At 69.7% G+C, this 16,758-nt stretch carries 16 protein-coding genes; 10 read left to right on the top strand and 6 right to left on the bottom strand.

The genetic code is table 11. The annotated features are described in order from the left end of the window. Positions 1-116 precede the first annotated feature (116 nt). On the top strand, positions 117-545 hold the full coding sequence (locus G1H10_RS02605; RefSeq protein ID WP_163732294.1) for a hypothetical protein: 429 nt from the start codon (positions 117-119) through the stop codon (positions 543-545). Here the strand turns inward: G1H10_RS02605 and G1H10_RS02600 are convergent. Continuing rightward, positions 542-1,309, bottom strand: a complete 768-nt coding sequence (locus G1H10_RS02600) for a slipin family protein (RefSeq protein ID WP_163732291.1) — start codon at positions 1,307-1,309, stop codon at positions 542-544. The genes G1H10_RS02605 and G1H10_RS02600 overlap by 4 nt on opposite strands. A gap of 6 nt (positions 1,310-1,315) precedes the next feature. Next, positions 1,316-2,773 carry an NfeD family protein gene (locus G1H10_RS02595; protein ID WP_163732288.1) on the bottom strand — a complete coding sequence of 486 codons (1,458 nt, stop codon included), beginning with the start codon at positions 2,771-2,773 and terminating at the stop codon, positions 1,316-1,318. Positions 2,774-3,180: 407 nt separating this feature from the next. Here G1H10_RS02595 and G1H10_RS02590 point away from each other — a divergent pair, with 407 nt between their 5' ends. Both G1H10_RS02590 and G1H10_RS02585 read left to right on the top strand, forming a co-directional pair. Then, positions 3,181-3,693 carry an anthrone oxygenase family protein gene (locus G1H10_RS02590; protein ID WP_216852830.1) on the top strand — a complete coding sequence of 171 codons (513 nt, stop codon included), beginning with the start codon at positions 3,181-3,183 and terminating at the stop codon, positions 3,691-3,693. Between the two features lie 215 nt (positions 3,694-3,908). Beyond that, complete coding sequence (locus G1H10_RS02585; protein ID WP_216852829.1) at positions 3,909-5,525, top strand: alkaline phosphatase D family protein; 1,617 nt, start codon at positions 3,909-3,911, stop codon at positions 5,523-5,525. 56 nt (positions 5,526-5,581) lie between these two features. On the opposite strand, the gene G1H10_RS02580 is transcribed toward G1H10_RS02585, so the two are convergent. Then, positions 5,582-6,475: an alpha/beta fold hydrolase gene (locus G1H10_RS02580; RefSeq protein WP_163732286.1), complete on the bottom strand. Its 894-nt coding sequence runs from the start codon at positions 6,473-6,475 to the stop codon at positions 5,582-5,584. A gap of 62 nt (positions 6,476-6,537) precedes the next feature. Between G1H10_RS02580 and G1H10_RS02575 the strand changes: the two genes are divergently transcribed. Both G1H10_RS02575 and G1H10_RS02570 read left to right on the top strand, forming a co-directional pair. After that, entirely contained in the window at positions 6,538-7,218 is a 681-nt protein-coding gene (locus G1H10_RS02575; protein ID WP_163732283.1) for a TetR/AcrR family transcriptional regulator, read from the top strand. Positions 7,219-7,243: 25 nt separating this feature from the next. After that, a complete protein-coding gene (locus tag G1H10_RS02570; protein ID WP_163732281.1) occupies positions 7,244-7,801 on the top strand; it encodes a DUF1697 domain-containing protein in 558 nt (185 codons plus the stop codon). A 76-nt stretch (positions 7,802-7,877) separates the two neighbouring features. On the opposite strand, the gene G1H10_RS02565 is transcribed toward G1H10_RS02570, so the two are convergent. The 3 genes from G1H10_RS02565 to G1H10_RS02555 all read right to left on the bottom strand — a co-directional run bounded on the left by G1H10_RS02565 (position 7,878) and on the right by G1H10_RS02555 (position 10,315). Beyond that, a complete protein-coding gene (locus tag G1H10_RS02565) occupies positions 7,878-8,741 on the bottom strand; it encodes a GNAT family N-acetyltransferase (protein ID WP_163732278.1) in 864 nt (287 codons plus the stop codon). Between the two features lie 94 nt (positions 8,742-8,835). Continuing rightward, complete coding sequence (locus tag G1H10_RS02560; protein ID WP_163732273.1) at positions 8,836-9,402, bottom strand: thioredoxin family protein; 567 nt, start codon at positions 9,400-9,402, stop codon at positions 8,836-8,838. A gap of 22 nt (positions 9,403-9,424) precedes the next feature. Further along, positions 9,425-10,315 carry an NmrA family NAD(P)-binding protein gene (locus tag G1H10_RS02555; protein WP_163732269.1) on the bottom strand — a complete coding sequence of 297 codons (891 nt, stop codon included), beginning with the start codon at positions 10,313-10,315 and terminating at the stop codon, positions 9,425-9,427. 151 nt (positions 10,316-10,466) lie between these two features. Here G1H10_RS02555 and G1H10_RS02550 point away from each other — a divergent pair, with 151 nt between their 5' ends. From G1H10_RS02550 to G1H10_RS02530, 5 genes are all read left to right on the top strand, one after another. Then, positions 10,467-11,408 carry an AraC family transcriptional regulator gene (locus tag G1H10_RS02550; protein ID WP_163732266.1) on the top strand — a complete coding sequence of 314 codons (942 nt, stop codon included), beginning with the start codon at positions 10,467-10,469 and terminating at the stop codon, positions 11,406-11,408. Between the two features lie 289 nt (positions 11,409-11,697). Then, positions 11,698-13,269, top strand: a complete 1,572-nt coding sequence (locus G1H10_RS02545; RefSeq protein ID WP_216852828.1) for a GntP family permease — start codon at positions 11,698-11,700, stop codon at positions 13,267-13,269. A 2-nt stretch (positions 13,270-13,271) separates the two neighbouring features. Next, positions 13,272-14,627: a four-carbon acid sugar kinase family protein gene (locus tag G1H10_RS02540; RefSeq protein WP_216852827.1), complete on the top strand. Its 1,356-nt coding sequence runs from the start codon at positions 13,272-13,274 to the stop codon at positions 14,625-14,627. A gap of 22 nt (positions 14,628-14,649) precedes the next feature. Beyond that, the gene (pdxA, locus tag G1H10_RS02535; protein WP_163732262.1) at positions 14,650-15,732 is read left to right on the top strand and encodes a 4-hydroxythreonine-4-phosphate dehydrogenase PdxA; all 1,083 of its coding nucleotides are present in this window, start codon (positions 14,650-14,652) and stop codon (positions 15,730-15,732) included. A gap of 49 nt (positions 15,733-15,781) precedes the next feature. Beyond that, the gene (locus G1H10_RS02530; RefSeq protein ID WP_216852826.1) at positions 15,782-16,627 is read left to right on the top strand and encodes a DeoR/GlpR family DNA-binding transcription regulator; all 846 of its coding nucleotides are present in this window, start codon (positions 15,782-15,784) and stop codon (positions 16,625-16,627) included. The last annotated feature ends 131 nt before the right edge of the window (positions 16,628-16,758 follow it).

Below are 16,758 nucleotides of genomic sequence, written 5' to 3'. Positions count from 1 at the left end.
AGTTCAGGTCAAGGGCCCGAAGAAGACCCGCGGAAGTTCTGTGGCGCAGCGGCGATAACCGCGGCGCTGACCACGCATCCTGCCCCCGGCCACCGGACCGATACAGTGATCCAGGGATGGACGACAGAACGAGCTGGCGTGAGCAGCGACGAGCCGCATACGCCGCGCACGCCGCGGCGCTCGAGCGGCAGAAGGCGGCGGAGACCGCGCAGGCCCGTGAACTCCTATCGGATTTCGTCCGGGCCGTACGCGCGCAGGGCATCCAGCCCGTACGGCTGCGGGCCCGCGTGCCGGACACGCGTGCCACCTATCGGACCGGGCTCACCGGGTGGTACCTGCGCCGCAACGGTTCGCTGGCGGTCAGCGTCGACGAGGACTTCTACATCCTCGACACACCGGCCAGCCTGAGATCCCGCCTGTTCGGCGTCCAGCCGGCCCCGTCCGACCCGCCGTTGGTGGTCGGGAAGGGCGCGCGGGACGGCGAGTCGATGCCGCTGGAGCAGCTCCTGCGCCAGCGCCTCGAAGCCGGAGAAGAATGGGACTAGCGCTGCTGCCCGTCGCCTGCTGAGGACAGTCGCAACAGCTCGATCGGCACCGGGAAGACCAGCGTCGTCCCTTGCCGGGACGCGGCGTCGACCAGCGAACCCAGGGTACGCAGCTGCATGGCGGCAGGGCGTACCTCGAGGATCTTGGCCGCCTCGCCGAGGTTCTCCGCTGCTTCCTTCTCACCCAGGGCATGAATCACCCTCGCCCGGCGGTCCCGCTCCGCTTCGGCCTGCCGCGCCATCGCCCGGCGCATGCTCTCCTCCAGGTTGACGTCCTTGACCTCGACCAGGGTCACCTTGACACCCCACGGATCGGTCACCTCGTCGATCGCCTGTTGCAGCTGCTGGTTGATCTCGTCTCGCTTCATCAACAGTTCGTCCAGGTTGCGCTGGCCCAAGGCGCTACGCAGCGTGGTCTGGGCGACACGCGACGTGCCGGTCCGGTAGTCGAAGATCGAGACCACGGACCGGACGGGTTCGACCACCTTGAAGTAGGTCACAGCATCGACGCGGACGGTCACGTTGTCCGCCGTGATGATGTCCTGCGGTGGAACATCCGTGGTGATCACACGCAGGTCGACCCGGATCATCCGGTCGATGATCGGGATGATCACGACCAGCCCGGGGCCTTTGGCGCCCTGGACGCGCCCCAACCGGAGCACCACACCCCGCTCGTATTCCGGGACGATCTTGATCGCGGCGGCCAGGATCAGCAGCACCACCAGGACGGCCAGACCGAGCCCGATCCAGGTTGTCTCGTTCACCAGATCTCACCCTTTCCTTCCGTGCGGTGGATCCTCGGGAGGAGACCACCCCGGCGACAGCGGAGCGACGACCAGGTCCAGGCCGTGCATGTCGAGCACTTCGACACGTTCCCCTTCGAACAGCGACGCCTCCGGGGATCGCAACCGCCACCAGCTTCCTTCCATCGAGGTCCACGCTCGCGTGGCATCCTCGTCGTCCACCTCGTCGACCGTGAGGACGCGTCCGATGTACGCTCCGGCGCCGGATCGGCTCGTGGTTCCGCGCTGGGAGCGCACCACGAGCCGGCCCGCGATGATCGCCAGGATCCCGACCACGACGGCGGTCGGCACCGCGACGATCGGATCCACGCTCACGCCCTCGGCGTCGTCGAAAAGGAAGACCGCCGCCAGCGCGAATGTCACCGCACCGCCCACCGCGAACCCGGCGATTCCGGGCGCGAACAGCTCGGCGACGAACAAGGCGGCGCTGATCAGGAGCAGTAGCACGCCGATGACGTTGACCGGGAGGACGGCGAGGCTGAACAGAGCGAGGAGGATGCTGACCGCGCCGACGGTTCCTCCGATGCCCACGCCGGGACTGGACAACTCGAACAGCAGGCCCAACACGCCCAGCGTCAGGAGGATGAAGGCGAGGTTGGGGTTGGCCAGGGTCTGCTGGATGTCCCGGAAGAATCCGAAGTCGTCGCGGTCGACGTCGGCACCGGCGACGGAGATGGTCACCGTCTGGCCGTCCTCCACCTCGACCGTCGTGCCGTCCGCCGCCTCCAGCGCCTGGGTCAGCGAGCCGGCCTGCGCGTCGACGATGTTCTGCTCGACGGCCTCGCTCGCGGAGAGTGACGTCGCGTCCACCACCATCGATCTGGCGACGTCGACGTTGCGGTCCCGCCGCTCCGCCAGCGACTCGGCGAAGGCGGCCGCATCCTGAACCGCCTTCTCCCCGGCCGCCTCGCCCTGGAGCCCGACGGGCGTCGCGGCGCCGATCGCCGTCCCCGGTGCCATCACGGCGAAGTGCGAGGCCAGCGTGATGATCGCGCCGGCGGACGCAGCTCGCGCGCCCTCCGGCGCCACCTGAACGATCACCGGGACGTCGCTGTTCAGGATCTCCTGAATGATGTCGCGCATGGCGCTGCCCAGACCGCCCGGCGTGTCCATCTCGATCACGTAGGCGGCGTAGTCGCCCGACGTCGCCTGGTCGATCCCGTCCCGGATGTGATCGGCCACCACCGGGGTGATCTCGGTGGAGACCTCGGTCACCAAGACGGTGGGTCGTTCGCTCTCGGTCGGGCCCGACGCATCCGCCGAATCCGACGCATCCGCCACCGCGCCGTCGGCTCCAGCTCCTCGAGCATCGTCGGCGAGGAAGGAGAGCGCGAGCATCAGCGCGATCACGGCCGCCGTGAGCGGAGCGGCGCGCACCGGCCGCCGAAGGCCGGGCTGGAACTGTCGCACAGGCCGCTCTCGCATGTCGGTCACCCATACGTGCCCATACCCAACACCGCGGCAGGCAACGAGAGAGCAGTGCTGTCGTTTCCGCGTGCTGAGGAGGTGTGCTCCAGTCGTCATCCTCCCGCGGTGGTGCCCCAACCCCACGCCGGGAGACCTCGCCGGTCATGCATGGTGCGGTGAGTAGTCATGCATGGTGCGGCGTATGCACGTCGGAACGGCCGAGCAAGCGCATTCCAGCGGTCATTCAGCGCACCATGCTCCGGCCCGACGCAGTGCTGAGCTCTTGAGACGCGGAGAAATGGGATCGAGCTTCGCTGCGATGGATCGTCGCAGCGCACGCGGTCCATGATGTGCGTACGGCTGCAAGGCACGGCATTCACACCGCGCCTCGACGGCAGCCGGAACCTTGAGATCATGGAGGAGAGATGCTCGACGCGTTCCGTGTCATCGCCCTCATCGGAGCCACGATGACAGCCGGCCTCATGGCGGGGGTGTTCGGCATCTACGCGGTCGCCGTCATGCCAGGGCTGCGGCGGACGGACGACCGGACGTTCGTCGGCGCCTTCCAGGCGATCGACCGCGCCATACTCACCCCGGCCTTCCTGGCGACGTTCATGGGAGCCTTGCTGCTCTCCGCGCTGGCCGCCGTGCTCCACATCGGCGACGGCGGACGATCGGTGCTGCCGTGGGCCGCCGCCGCAACCGTGCTGTACCTGGCCGTGTTCATCATCACCATGGTCGTGAACGTGCCGCTGAACGACCAGATCAAGGCGGCCGGGGATCCCTCCCATAGCGCTGATCTGGCGGCTGTGCGCGAGCGCTTCGACGAAGCCCGGTGGATGGGCTGGAACACTGTGCGCGCCGTCCTGACCACGACGGCGTTCGGTTTCCTGGCCTGGGCCCTGGTCCTCTACGGACGCATCACGGCTTCGAGCTGACGACGTCAAGTGGCCGGAAGGACTCGGCGTTGGGCCCGCACGGACGCCGCGCCCCACCGGGCTGGTCATCCGGCCCTTGAAGACGTCGCCGGAAGTTGATTCCACCGGCGCAACCTCGGCGTCACGCAACCGGCATCGAACCGTCGACCAGCGGCAGCCTCACCGTTCACCCGGCGCCGGTTCCATCGAGGCACCCGAACGAAAGGTGCCTCGTCATGGCCGGTTCCCTGATGGTCAATCGCCGTCGTCTCCTGGTCGGTGCCGGCGCGCTCGCCGGCGCGGCCCTCATTCCGGGTGCCGCATCCGCGAGCGCCCCCGTCGGCGCCCGGCCGGCACGGAGCCGCCTCGACTATCCCTTCACGCTCGGCGTGGCATCCGGAGATCCGCTTCCGGACAGCGTCGTGCTGTGGACCCGATTGGCGCCTCGGCCGCTGGAGCTCGACGGCGGCATGCCCGGGCGCGACGTCGCCGTCCGGTGGCAGGTGTCGGAGTCGGAGAGCTTCCGCAAGCCGGTGCGCCAGGGCGTCGCGATGGCGCGGGCCGTGGACGGTCACGCCGTGCACGTCGACGTGAAGGGCCTGCGCCCGCATCGCTGGTATTGGTATAGGTTCATCGCCGGATCCGAGGCCTCCCCGGTGGGTCGCACCCGGACCGCTCCCGCGCTCGGCACCGCACCCGCGGTCGCGTTCGCGTTCGTCTCGTGCTCGCAGTACGAGCACGGCTACTTCACGGCGTATCGGCACATGGCCGACGAGAACCCCGACGTCGTCTTCCACCTCGGCGACTACATCTACGAGTACGCGCCCGGCGGCTACGTCGCGCCCGGTGGCAACGTGCGCGACCACGTCGGCGATGAGATCCGCACGATCGAGGACTACCGGCGACGCTACGCGCAGTACCGCACGGACGCGGATCTGCAGGAGGCGCACGCCGCCGCACCGTGGATCGTGACCTGGGACGACCACGAGGTGGACAACAACTACGCCGACGACATCCCGGAGAACCGCGACCCCGGTCAGGGCAACGACACGACCGCGAACTTCCGGGCCCGGCGCGCCGCGGCGTACAAGGCCTACTGGGAGAACATGCCGCTGCGCGCCGACCGGCGAGCCGTCGGGGCGGACATGCCGCTCTACCGCGGCTTCACGTACGGGAACACAGCGTCGTTCAGCGTGCTCGACACCCGGCAGTACCGGACCGACCAGCCATGCGACGACCAGTTCCCCGCCGGGTGCGGTGAGGAGTTCGACCCGGACGCCACCATCCTCGGGAATGCCCAGGCATCCTGGCTGGAAGACCGCCTCGCCGGGTCGGCGTCGGTGTGGAACGTCGTCCCGCAGCAGATCTTCTTCGCCAACCTGGACGGCGAGGAGGGCGGGCCGACCGACGACGATCCGCGCGACGGCGGGTACGCCGACGGCTGGGACGGCTACCGGGCGTCCCGCCACCGGCTGCTCGACTTCGTCGCCGAGCGGGGAGTGGAGAACTTCGTCGTGCTCACCGGCGACATTCACTCGCACTACCTGGCTGACCTGCGACGCGACTTCGAGGACGAGTCGTCGCCGGTGCTCGGCACGGAGCTGGTGTGCTCGTCGATCTCCTCCGGCGGCGACGGCAGCGACCGATCCAGCTTCTGGCCGCTGCTGCAGCCGGAGAACCCGCATCTTCGGTACAACAGCAATCGGCGCGGCTACGTCTCGTGCCGGCTGGACGCCGAGACCTGCCGGGCCGACTACCGCGTGCTCGACTACGTCTCCGAGCCCGGGGCCGGCCTCCGTACCGATGCGTCGTACGTCATCGAGTCCGGCGAACCAGGTGCTCAGCCAGCCTGAAACAGCTCCATGATCATGAACGTTTACCGTGCTATTTGAACGGCAAATGTTCATGATCATGGCAGGGTGGCGCGCAGCCAGTCGACGGCGTGCCGGTCTACCTCGGCGGCGTGCGGTGTCTGCGGGGCCGGCTCCATACCGGGCTCGTCGGCAATGGCATGCGCCATGCCGTGAACGACGACGATCCGCACCCGGTCATCGGCCGCGTCGGGGACCGCCGGTCCGCGCCCGCCGTCGCCGGTGAGCGCCTGCTCCGCGTACCGCGCCGCCAGCGCGTCGCGCAGAGCGTGTGCCGGTTCCATGAAGCCAGCAGGGTCGTCTTTCTCCCCGACGACGACGAGCACCGCGGGCTGACCTGCCATCACGATCTCATCCGCGCGAGCGACGAAGTCCAGCCGGGCGGCGATCTCGCCCGATGCGGGCGACCACGGGTAGTCGAAGCCGAACTGCCGCGCCATGGCGTCGACCGCGGGCCTGAGCTGCACCAGAGGGCTCACCAGAACCATCGAGTCAACGGGATGCGCGCCTTCGGCCGCCACGGTCAAGGCGACCGCGGCACCGATCGAGCCTCCCACCAGGTTGAGCGGTCCGTCGCCGAGACTCAGCCGTGCCCGGAGTTCATCGATCACAGCCGGGAATTCCTCCGCCGCCTGGGTGACCACGGGCCCTTGGAGGTTGAGGACGGCGTCCTCGTATCCCAGCCGCATGATCACCTCGAAACCGCCTGCCGGGAGCCGCGCACCGCACATCGGCAGCCCAAGGTAGATGCGCCAGGCGTCCAGCCCGTCGAGCGGCAACGCGGCAGCGAAGGCACGTTCCGTGCGTGGCGCGTCCATCATGTGCCACGCCACGACGACGGGCGCCGAGCCCGGCGGCGTACCGGCGGCGGGCGGAACGGCGACGAACGGAACTCCGGCCGCTTCTCCGGTGATGGCAGTGGGCACGTCCATGGGCTCTCCCTCTCGTTAACTGTACGCTGTCCAATATAGCTGGACACTGTACAATTGACAAGATGGAGACCGCACGGACAGGACCGACGCACGCGGCACAGCGGGACACCGACGTCGAGACGCCACCGCGCCCGCCGCACAACGCCCGAGCAGCCGGAGAACAGGCGGCACGGACCCCGGGGCAGCGTGCCGGCCTGACCCGCGAGGCCGTATTGGCCACCGCACACGAACTCCTGACCGAGCGAGGGCTCGACGGCCTGAGCATGCGCGAACTGGCACGCCGGCTCGGCGTCGCACCGAATGCGATCTACAGCCATGTGGCCGGCAAGACCGCGCTGGTCGACGACCTGCTCGACGAGGTTCTGGCGGCGGTCGAGACTCCGGACGCCGAGACGAACGACCCGACCTCGGGGCTCACGCGGATCATGACCTCCACCTACCGTGTACTGCTGGACCATCCGGATCTGGTGCCGCTCTACCTCGCGCGGCAGGGCGCCCGGGGTCCGAACGCCCAAGCACTCGGGGAGGTCATGTTCGCGCAGCTGGCTCAGGCCGGCATCACCGGAAGCGCGGCACACGAGGCCCGCCGGGTGCTGATCGTCTACACGATCGGCTTCGCCGCGCTCGCCACCCCGACGGCCTCCGATGCGAGCGATGACCGGCCGCTGTCCTCCGCCGAACTCTTCGGCAACTTCACCGCCGGCCTGGCCTGGCTGCTCAACGGGATCATGTCGGATGCGTGAATCGCGGTGCCGGTAGGCTCGGATCATGCCGACACACGTGGCCCTGCTACGGGGAATCAACGTCGGCGGCCACGCCAGCATCGCCATGTCCGACCTGCGGGACGTCGTCGCGTCGCTCGGCCATACTGACGTGGCGACCTACATCCAGAGCGGGAACGTCCTGTTCACGACGGACCGGTCGGACACGTCCGCGCTCGCCTCCGAACTGGAGGCCGCCGTCGCGCAGAGGCTGGGAGTATCGGCGCGGGTGCATGTCCTCAGCCGCGACGAGCTGGCTCGCGTCGTCGCCGACAACCCCTACCCCGACGAAACCAACCCGAAGGCCCTGCACGCCGTCGTCCTCGCCGGCGAGCCGACCGCCGCAGATCTCGACAGGGTGGCCGCGGCGAATGAACAGGCGGCCGCACGAGGAGGTTCAGAGGCGGCCACCGTAGTCGGCCACGTCCTCTACCTCCATCTCCCGGACGGCATCGGACGCAGCAAGCTGGCCGCCCAGCTCACCCGGACCGGTGCCGCGGGCACCCACGGCACGGCCCGCAACTGGGCGACGATGACCAAGCTGCTCGCCATGTGCGACGGCTAGCGTGTGCCCCGCTACCGCACCTCGAGTGACATGCCCACCCCGCTGGTCCGGGGCCAGGGCCGACGTGATCATCGCCTCACGCGTCCCGGTATCGGTCCCGCCGCTCCGGAAGTGGCTGGAAGCCGGCTGAGATGTACGTGGGTACGGCGCCCGGTTGCGAGTTGGGGGTGCACACGATCACACTCGAGGAGCCCAGCTCCTGGAGGGCAGCTGCGGCGGCGACGGTGATCGCCTTGCCGTAGCCGCGGCCGCGATGCTCCGTGTGCACGCCCATCGGTTCGAGCAAGCCGGGCTTCCCAGGACCGGCCGACCACACCGTCGCCGCCGCTACGGCCTGGCCGTGGTCGTTGTAGGCGAGCAGAGACCGAGCGTCCGCGTACGGCAAGCCGGCCGCCATCGTGTGCCAGCGCTCGGCCGTGAACCTCCCGTTGAACGCGGAACGGTGTATGGCGGCGAACTCGTGCCCCCGCTCGGGCCCGATCGCCTCAATCCGCACGCCCGAGTCCGGCACCGGCTCGGAGAGGTCACGACTCAGCGGCGTCCACGGCTCGTCGACCTTCCAGCCGTGCTCGAACAGCAGGTCATGGACGAGTGCACCGGTCGGTGCCTCGACGGCCACCTTGCCCTCGGGAAGTACGCCGCGTTCCGGCTCGGTCACGTCCGCAACCACCTGCCGCGCCAGTTCCTCGTCCCGCCGGGCTTCCGGGGCGGTGGTCAGCCGTAACAGTGTGGGACCGTCCAGCAGACCGACGGCGAGAATCCGTCCGCCGAGGCTCCACGTCCGCACCGCCGCGGCCGTCCTCTCCGCACCTGACTGCCAGATCCAGCCCACGTCGCCCGGATGCAATTGCATCGGCGCATCGTCATCCTGCCAGTCCCGCAGCGCGCCCAGAACCTCGCTGAGCCCGTCGACACCCGGCTTGCCCAACACGATCGTCATGGCCTGATTACACAATGTGCCGGGCACCACGCAAAACCATTTTCGATCACGGCCGTGCCCGGCGACAGCATCCTGCGACAACGGTGACGGCGGCTCACCGCGGCTCGTTCTCGGCCTTCCATTTGATCGAGCAGCCCATGGCCGGCCGGTGCGGTTCAGGCACCGTCCGGCCGTCGAGCACCAGGTCGAGAGCTCCCTTGAGCAGCTCTCCGGTGACCGGTTTGTTGTTGCCGGGGGTGCTTTCGTCGAACGCACCGTGGTACGCGAGCCGGCGATCCGCGTCGAACACGAACAGGTCCGGGGTGCATGCCGCCTTGTACGCCAAGCCGACGCTCTGGTCCGCGTCGACCAGGTAGGGGAACGTCCAGCCGGCGCGCGTGGCCTGCTCGACCAGGTGCGCCGGGCCGTCGTCCGGATATGCGTCCGCGTCGTTGGTGCAGATCGCGACGGTCGCCAGACCCTTGTCCGCATACTCGGACGTCAGCTCGCCGAACGCGGACTCGATGTGCTTGACGTACGGGCAATGGTTGCAGACGAACGCCACCAGAAGCGCCAGCGACTCTTCGAAGGACGAGAGCGAGTACTCCCCTGCGCCGGCGGCCGGGAGCGTGAAGTCCGGTGCGGGGGTCCCGAGGCTGATCTCACGGGATTCGACGGCCACTGTTTCCTCCTGCTACGCGCGATCACGTCTGACCGGTCCATTCTGCCGTGGCCGGTTCCGGCACGATCTCGCGCAGGGTCTGCTCCAGTTCCGTGTGGCAGCGATGCACACGATCACCGCTGGACTGGAGGATGCCGCGCTCTTCGGCATCGTGCAGCCCAGCGAGGACTTCGGCGAAGTGCCGGGAGACCCCACCGGAGGCGATCGCATCAACCCAGCCCGCACGCGGGATGTTCACCACCGGGATCTCGCGGCCGAGGATCGCCGACAGCACCTCGGCCACCCGCCGCTCGGTGTACTCCGGCCCGACGACGTCGACCACCTCACTGGAGGAGGGCGGCGACAGTAGCGTGTCGGCCACCAGGACGCCGATGTCGTGGGTCGCGTTCATCGGCCTGGGCACGTCGGCGGATTCGCCGAAGTTGGGATAGATTCCATCGTTCAACACCGCTTCCAGGACGGTCTCCACCTTCTCCTGGAAGTGGAAGGAACGCAGGGCGGAGATGATCGCACCCGTGGTGCGCAGACGGTTCTCCAGATAGTGCAGCGGCAGGATCGGGCCGGTACCTTCAGGCAACTCGGCACCGACTGAGGACAGCATGACGACGTGCGGCACCTGGCCGGCGATGACGGCTTCGGTGATCGCATCCGCCAGCGCACGCTGCTCAGTGTGGAAGTCCGCTTCCGGTTCGGCCGCGGGGAGCAACACGAACGCCCCGCGGCATCCCCGCAGTGCGTCGGCGACCGCAGCGGCGTCGCTGAGATCCGCGACGGCGACATCGGCACCGCGCCGCGCCCAGTCCGCGCCCTTCGCCGCGTTTCGCACCAGGACCCGGACCGGTTCGCCCCGATCCAGCAGGGTCCGAGCGGCATGTCCGCCGACGTGGCCCGTCACTCCGGCTATCGCATACATGGTGGTCTCCTTCGTGAATGTGATGGTGGTGGTTGGGCCCCGGGGATCGGGAGACGGTCCCGACGACATCCATTCGACCGCGTGACGGCGAGACGATCCATGGCCAGTAGGCTCTATCGCATTTCTCTGCGTCTCACTATGCTGATATGCCATGGACGCGCTCAGCGGCTTGATCGACGGCACCCGCGCCCAGAGCGCCCTGCTCAACCGGGCGATCCTGGAGCCGCCGTGGTCGTTACGGATCGCCGACGGCGCACCGCTGGCCCTGGCTACCGCCCAGCGTGGATACGCGTGGATCGTGCCGGACGACGCCCCGCCGGCTCTGCTCAACGAGGGCGACATCGCCGTCATCCGCGGCTCGGACCACTACACCGTGGCTCATCAGCCGGAGTTGACTCCGCAGCTGATCGTGCACTCCTCGGGTCGCTACACCACCCTGGCCGGCGTCGACGTCACCGATGAGCTCCGCACGTCGACGCGCACCTGCGGGGAGGGCTCTGCGGACGCGACGGTGATCATGAGCGGCACCTACGAGGTCAGCGGCGAGGTCAGCGCCCGGCTCCTGAGCGCCCTGCCACGCGTGCTCATCGTCCCTGGCCAGGAGACCTGCCGAGCGGCGATGAATCTACTCGCCGCCGAGCTCAGCACGGATGCGCCAGGCCAGCAGGTGGTCCTGGACCGGATGCTCGACGTCGCCCTTGCCGCGACGTTACGTGCGTGGTTCGACCGCCCGGACGCCCAGACCCCCGGCTGGTACCGCGCGCAGAGCGACCCGGTGGTCGGTGAGGCGCTCCGGCTGATTCACGACGACCCGTCCCAACCGTGGACAGTGGCCTCACTCGCGGACAAGGTCGGCGCCTCGCGCGCAACCTTCGCCCGACGGTTCACCGGCCTGGTCGGTGAGCCACCGATGGCCTATCTGACCGGCTGGCGCATCGCCGTCGCCGGCGATCTGTTGCGGACGTCCGACGCCACGATCGAGGCGATCGCCCGCCAGGTGGGATACGCCAATGCGTTCGCGCTCAGCGTCGCGTTCAAACGCGTCCGGGGCGTCAGCCCGAGCCGGCATCGCTCGTCCCATCTCACCGCCTGACCCGGGTCGGGCGCGTCCGGCGCCTACGCGTCCCGGCGCCCGCACGTCCCGACCTCTCGAGTCTCCAGCCTGCGGTCAACCAACCCACCTTCGCCACCTGCGCGTACGCCCAGTGCGCCGGCACCTGCGCCCGCCCGTGCAGGGGGTTCGCCACCGCTACCGGGAACTTGATCACTCCGGCTAGTTGCTCATTCTGTGCAACACCTAACTCTCAGACGGTTGATATGAGCATGTTGGTGGTGCATGATGACGCACATCCTTTCCCGTGACGCTCCTCTGGAGGATCAACGTGGATCTCCAACTCCTGGCGGCGCTCGTACTCGGGATCGCCACGATCGTCGCGGTCGTGCTGTGGACCCGGCTCGATGCCTTCGTCGCCCTGCTCATCGCCGCACTCGTCATCGGATTCGTCGCCGGCTCCCCGGCAGCGGACACCATCGACTCGATCACCGCCGGCTTCGGCAGCACGATGGGTTCGATCGGCATCGTCATCGGCCTCGGCGTCGCTGTCGGCAAGATCCTGGAGGTGTCCGGCGCCGCGGACGCGCTCGCCCGAGCCTTCGTCCGTGCTTTCGGCAGGGGCCGCGAGCCGTGGGCGATGGCCAGCACCGGTGGGCTCGTGTCCATCCCGGTCTTCTGCGACTCCGGCTACGTCATCATGAACCCGCTGGCCCGCTCGATCGCACGACGACGTCAGGCCGGCTACGTCACTCTCGCACTCGCGCTCGGCTGCGGGATGACGCTCACCCACCATCTCGTCCCGCCGACCCCCGGCCCGCTCGCCGTGGCCGGAATCATCGGAGCCGATCTCGGCGGGCTCATCCTGGCCGGACTCACCTTCGCCGTGCTGCTGATGCCGATCGTCGTCGCGTACGCCAAGTGGATCGGCCCGCAGCTGGAAAGCAACCTCGTGCCCGAGGTGCGCGAGGCCGTCTACGCGGCGGCACCCGTCGGGGCCCAGTCGTCAGGTACCGGCGGCACGGCAGCCAGCAGTACGACAGCCAGCGATACGACGGCAGACGGCACGGCCGGCGCGACGACGGTCGGCGGTACGACAGCGGGCGCGACGGCCGGCGCGACGACGGCCGGCGAACCGGCCCCCGACCGGGAACCGGACGAGGTAGCGGACTCGCTCGGGACACCTCCAGCCGGGGCGGAACCGCATCGGATGTCCGCCGGGCTCGCCGCGCTGCCCCTGCTGGTTCCGCTGTTGCTGATCGTCGCCAGCACGGTGAGCACCGCGATCGACAAGAATCGCCAAGGCGTCCTGGCCGACGACGATGCGTACGAACCGTCTCGCATCGCGGAGGTGATGGCGTTCGTCGGCAACCCGGCGGTGGCACTGATCGTCGGGATCCTGCTGGCGGTCTATGTGCTGCTGCCACGTTGGGTGACCCGCAGCCAGGTGGGCGGCTGGCTAGCCCAGGCAGCCTCCGCGGCGGGCTTGATCCTGCTCATCACCGGGGCCGGCGGCGCACTGGGGCAGGTACTGCGCGACTCCGGCGTCGGCGACGAGCTGGCCGAAGCCATCGCGTCCTGGAACCTGCCCGGCGTTCTGGTGCCGTTCCTGATCGCCAGCCTGGTGCGGATCGCCCAGGGGTCCGGGACGGTCGCCATGATCACCGCCGCGTCCGTCTCCGCCCCGCTGGTTGCCGGCCTCGGCATCTCTCCCGTGGCGGCGGCGCTGGCGTGCTGTGCCGGGTCGATGGTGTGCAGCTACTTCAACGACTCGTACTTCTGGGTGGTCACCAGGTTCACCGGGTTGGACGGCATCGCCGCGATCCGCGGCTGGTCGGGCATCACCACTGCGGTGTGGCTGGGTTCGCTGCCCCTGGTGCTCATCGCCGGTGCCATCCTGTGAATGTGAACGGTCCGCACCATCAGGTGCTCGTCGTCGCGGACGATCTGACCGGCGCCAACGCCACGGCGGCCGGTTTCGCCCGCATGGGCCTGCGCGCGGTCACCGTCGGCGCGGGCCAGGACGCCGAGGTGATCGCCGAGTTCGCCGGCCGGTTCGACGTCGTCGTCGTGAGTACCGACAGCCGGCACGCGCACCCGTCGCACGCGGCAGAGCAGGTGGCCCGCTCGGTGCGGGCAGGTTGGCCGGTTCGCCTGGTCAGCAACCGCGTCGACACCACCCTGCGGGGCAACGTCTCGGCGACGACGGCCGCCGCGCTGCGGGCCGTGGCGGATGAGGCGGGCATGCGGGCGGTCGGCCTGTGCGCGCCGGCGTTCCCCGCGGCGCGCCGGCAGACGGTCGACGGCACCCAACTGCTGGACGGTGTCCGGCTGGAGCACACCGAGCTGGCGCGGGATCCGCGGTCACCGATGGACGAGTCGGACATCGCGACGATCCTGCGACGGCAGGCACAGCTGTCCATCGGCCACATCCCGTTGTCCGACGTGACCAGCGACCCGGCCGACCTGAGGTCCGCGTTCCACAAGCAGGCCGCGGCCGGCGTGGACGTACTGATCGTCGACGCGCTCACCGACGACCACCTCGATCGGATGGCGCGCGCCGCGGTCGACACCGGCGGTGAGGACATGGTCTGGGTCAGCATCGACTCCGGCCCGGGCGCGCTCGCGCTCACCGCCGCGCTGAGCATCACCGGCCACGTGGAGGGCGCCCCGGTGCTCGCCGTGTCCGGCTCAGCCACGGATCTGACTCGAGCCCAGCTCGCCAGGCTACGTGCGGAACGCCGGGTCACCACGGTACGGACCGTGTGCGAATCCGGCAGTCCCGTCCCGGACATCGCCGCCACCGCCGCGGCACTGGACGCCGCGCTGATGCGAACCGGGGCCGACGACGTGGTGCTCCTGGCCACGGTGCTGGACGACGCGGACGTGGCCGCGCTCGATCTGGAACAGGCGGAGCGGCTGCCTCGGGCGCTGGCTCGCGCTGTCCGCCGGGCGCTTGAGGAGCACCCGGTGGACGCCCTCTTCGCCACCGGCGGCGACGTGACCGCCGCGCTCTTCGCCGAGCTGGCGGCCAGCGGGCTCGAGGTGGAGACCGAGGTCGAACCGCTCGCCGTCGCGGGGACCTTCGCCTCCGGGCCGTGGGCCGGTCTTCCGGTGGCGACCAAGGGCGGCCTCGTCGGCGGTGATGCGACCATGGTGACCTGCGTCGATCACCTTCGGCGCACCGCGGATGCGACCCGGCGGCACGTACGCGCGGCCCAGTCCCGGTCCGTCGCCGGTCGGCTCTCCATCCGTCCGTAACACGAGAAAGGTCAACCCTCAGATGCCTCGTTCCCGCCCCGCACTCGCCCTCACCGTCGGCGACCCGTGCGGCATCGGCCCGGAGATCACCGCTCGCACGCTCGCCGACGTGGCCGGGGAGGGCGCACATCACGGGATCGCTGTCGGCGATGCCGAAGCGGTGCGTCGTGCCGTGCGCGCCGCCGGACTCGACGTCGATGTCCGGGTCGTGTCCGAGTTCTCGGTGGATCCCGCGGGTCCGGGCACCATCGACGTCTATGACATCGGAGTACTCGGCGGCGATCTACCCGACTGGGGCACCGTCGACGGGCGCGCGGGCCGGGCCGCCGTCGTCGCGATCGAGGTGGCGACCAGGGCGGCCCTGGACGGCGACGTGGACGGCATCGTCACCGGCCCGATCCACAAGGGCGCGATATGGGCGGCCGGATCACAGCATCTGGGCCACACCGAGATGCTCGGCGAACTCACCGGCGTGACCCGGCAGAACACGATGTTCGTCGTACGCAACACCGGGCTCGACGGACACCACCTGCGGATCTTCTTCACCACCCGGCACGTCTCACTGCGCACCGCGCTCGACCAGATCACCCGGGACCGGGTGGCCGGCGCCATCGACGAGGCACTGACCGCCCTGCGCGTCTTCGGGGTCGACCAGCCACGGCTCGCCGTCGCGGCGATCAACCCGCACGGCGGGGAGGACGGGGCGTTCGGCGACGAGGAGATCGTGCACATCGGGCCCGCCTGCGACGAGGCCCGGGCCGGCGGCACGTCCGTGCTGGGCCCGATCCCGGCGGACTCGGTGTTCCATCAGGGGCTCACCGGCCGGTTCGACGCCGTGCTGTCCCACTACCACGACCAGGGACACATCGCCGCGAAGACGTACGACTTCAACGGCACGATCTCGGTCACCGTCGGCCTACCGATCCTGCGCACATCGGTGGACCACGGGACCGCGTTCGACATCGCGGGGACCGGTACGGCCGACCACCAGACGATGCTGTCGGCCTACCGGGCGGCGGTGGACTACAGCCCGTACGTGCCCGCCATCCGCGCGGCCTACGGCTCGACCGCTGCCCATGATCATGAACATAAACCGTCCACATAGCACGGTTAGTGTTCATGATCATGGGAGGTATGTGAGGGAGGGGGATGTAGTGCAACCACGGGGGACCCGGCGCGGAACGAGGGAACGGCATAAGGCGCTGCTGGACCTGCTCCGGCAGGGCACCACACACGTGGATGATCTCGCCGTCGCGCTGGCCGTCTCGCCCTCCACGGTCCGGCGCGATCTCGGACGTCTGACCGCGGACCGGGTCGTCGCCCGTACGTACGGCGGCGCGGTCGTTCCGGAGGCGTTTCACGAGCGCCCGGTCGAGGAAAGCGCGCGGATGCGTCTGCAGGCCAAGGCGGCCATAGCGGCTGCGGCTCGTCCTCTGGTGGCCGCCGGCGCCACCGTGTTTCTGGACGCCGGCACCACGTGTTCGGCGTTGGCCCGGCTGATCGCCGACGACGATTGGGACGGTGACGGGCCGGTCGTGGTGACCCGAGGCCTGGAGACCGCGACCACGCTCGCCTCGTCCGACCAGGTCGACGTGGTGATCCTCGGCGGGCGGGTGCGCCGGCTGAGTCACGGCCTGGTGGGACCGCTGGCCGATCTCGCCCTCGAGCGGTTGTCGTTCTCCGTGGCCTTCCTCGGCGCCGACGCCGTCGATCCGGCGCGCGGCGTCGGCGAGCCCACGCTCGAGGAGACGGCGGTCAAGGAGCGGGTGGCCGCCCGGGCGGGACGCGTCGTCGTACTCGCCGACTCCAGCAAACTCGAGGTATCCGATGTGCCGGCGTGGACTCGTCTCCCGTCCGGCTGGACCCTGATCACCGACGCCGCCGCACCTGAGGAGCTGGAGCAGCGCTGCGCGGACGCCGGCGTCGCGCTCATCCGCGCCCGGGGCACCGACGGTGCGGCGAGCGGTATGGGCACCCGCGCCGGCGCGGAGAGCGCCTAGGGCGGTGCGGAGGGGTCGCACCCTGGGCCGTGCGGCGCCGGGGAACCTTCCAGCACAGCACCGCCGACGTCAGCCGAGTCCTGTCGCGTCCTGCACGCGCCCAGAGGCGTGCGCGACTCTCCTGCGCGTTG

This window comes from Phytoactinopolyspora halotolerans (assembly GCF_010550675.1).
GTDB classification, from domain to species: domain Bacteria; phylum Actinomycetota; class Actinomycetes; order Jiangellales; family Jiangellaceae; genus Phytoactinopolyspora; species Phytoactinopolyspora halotolerans.
This window is presented reverse-complemented; position numbering and strand designations above follow the sequence as displayed.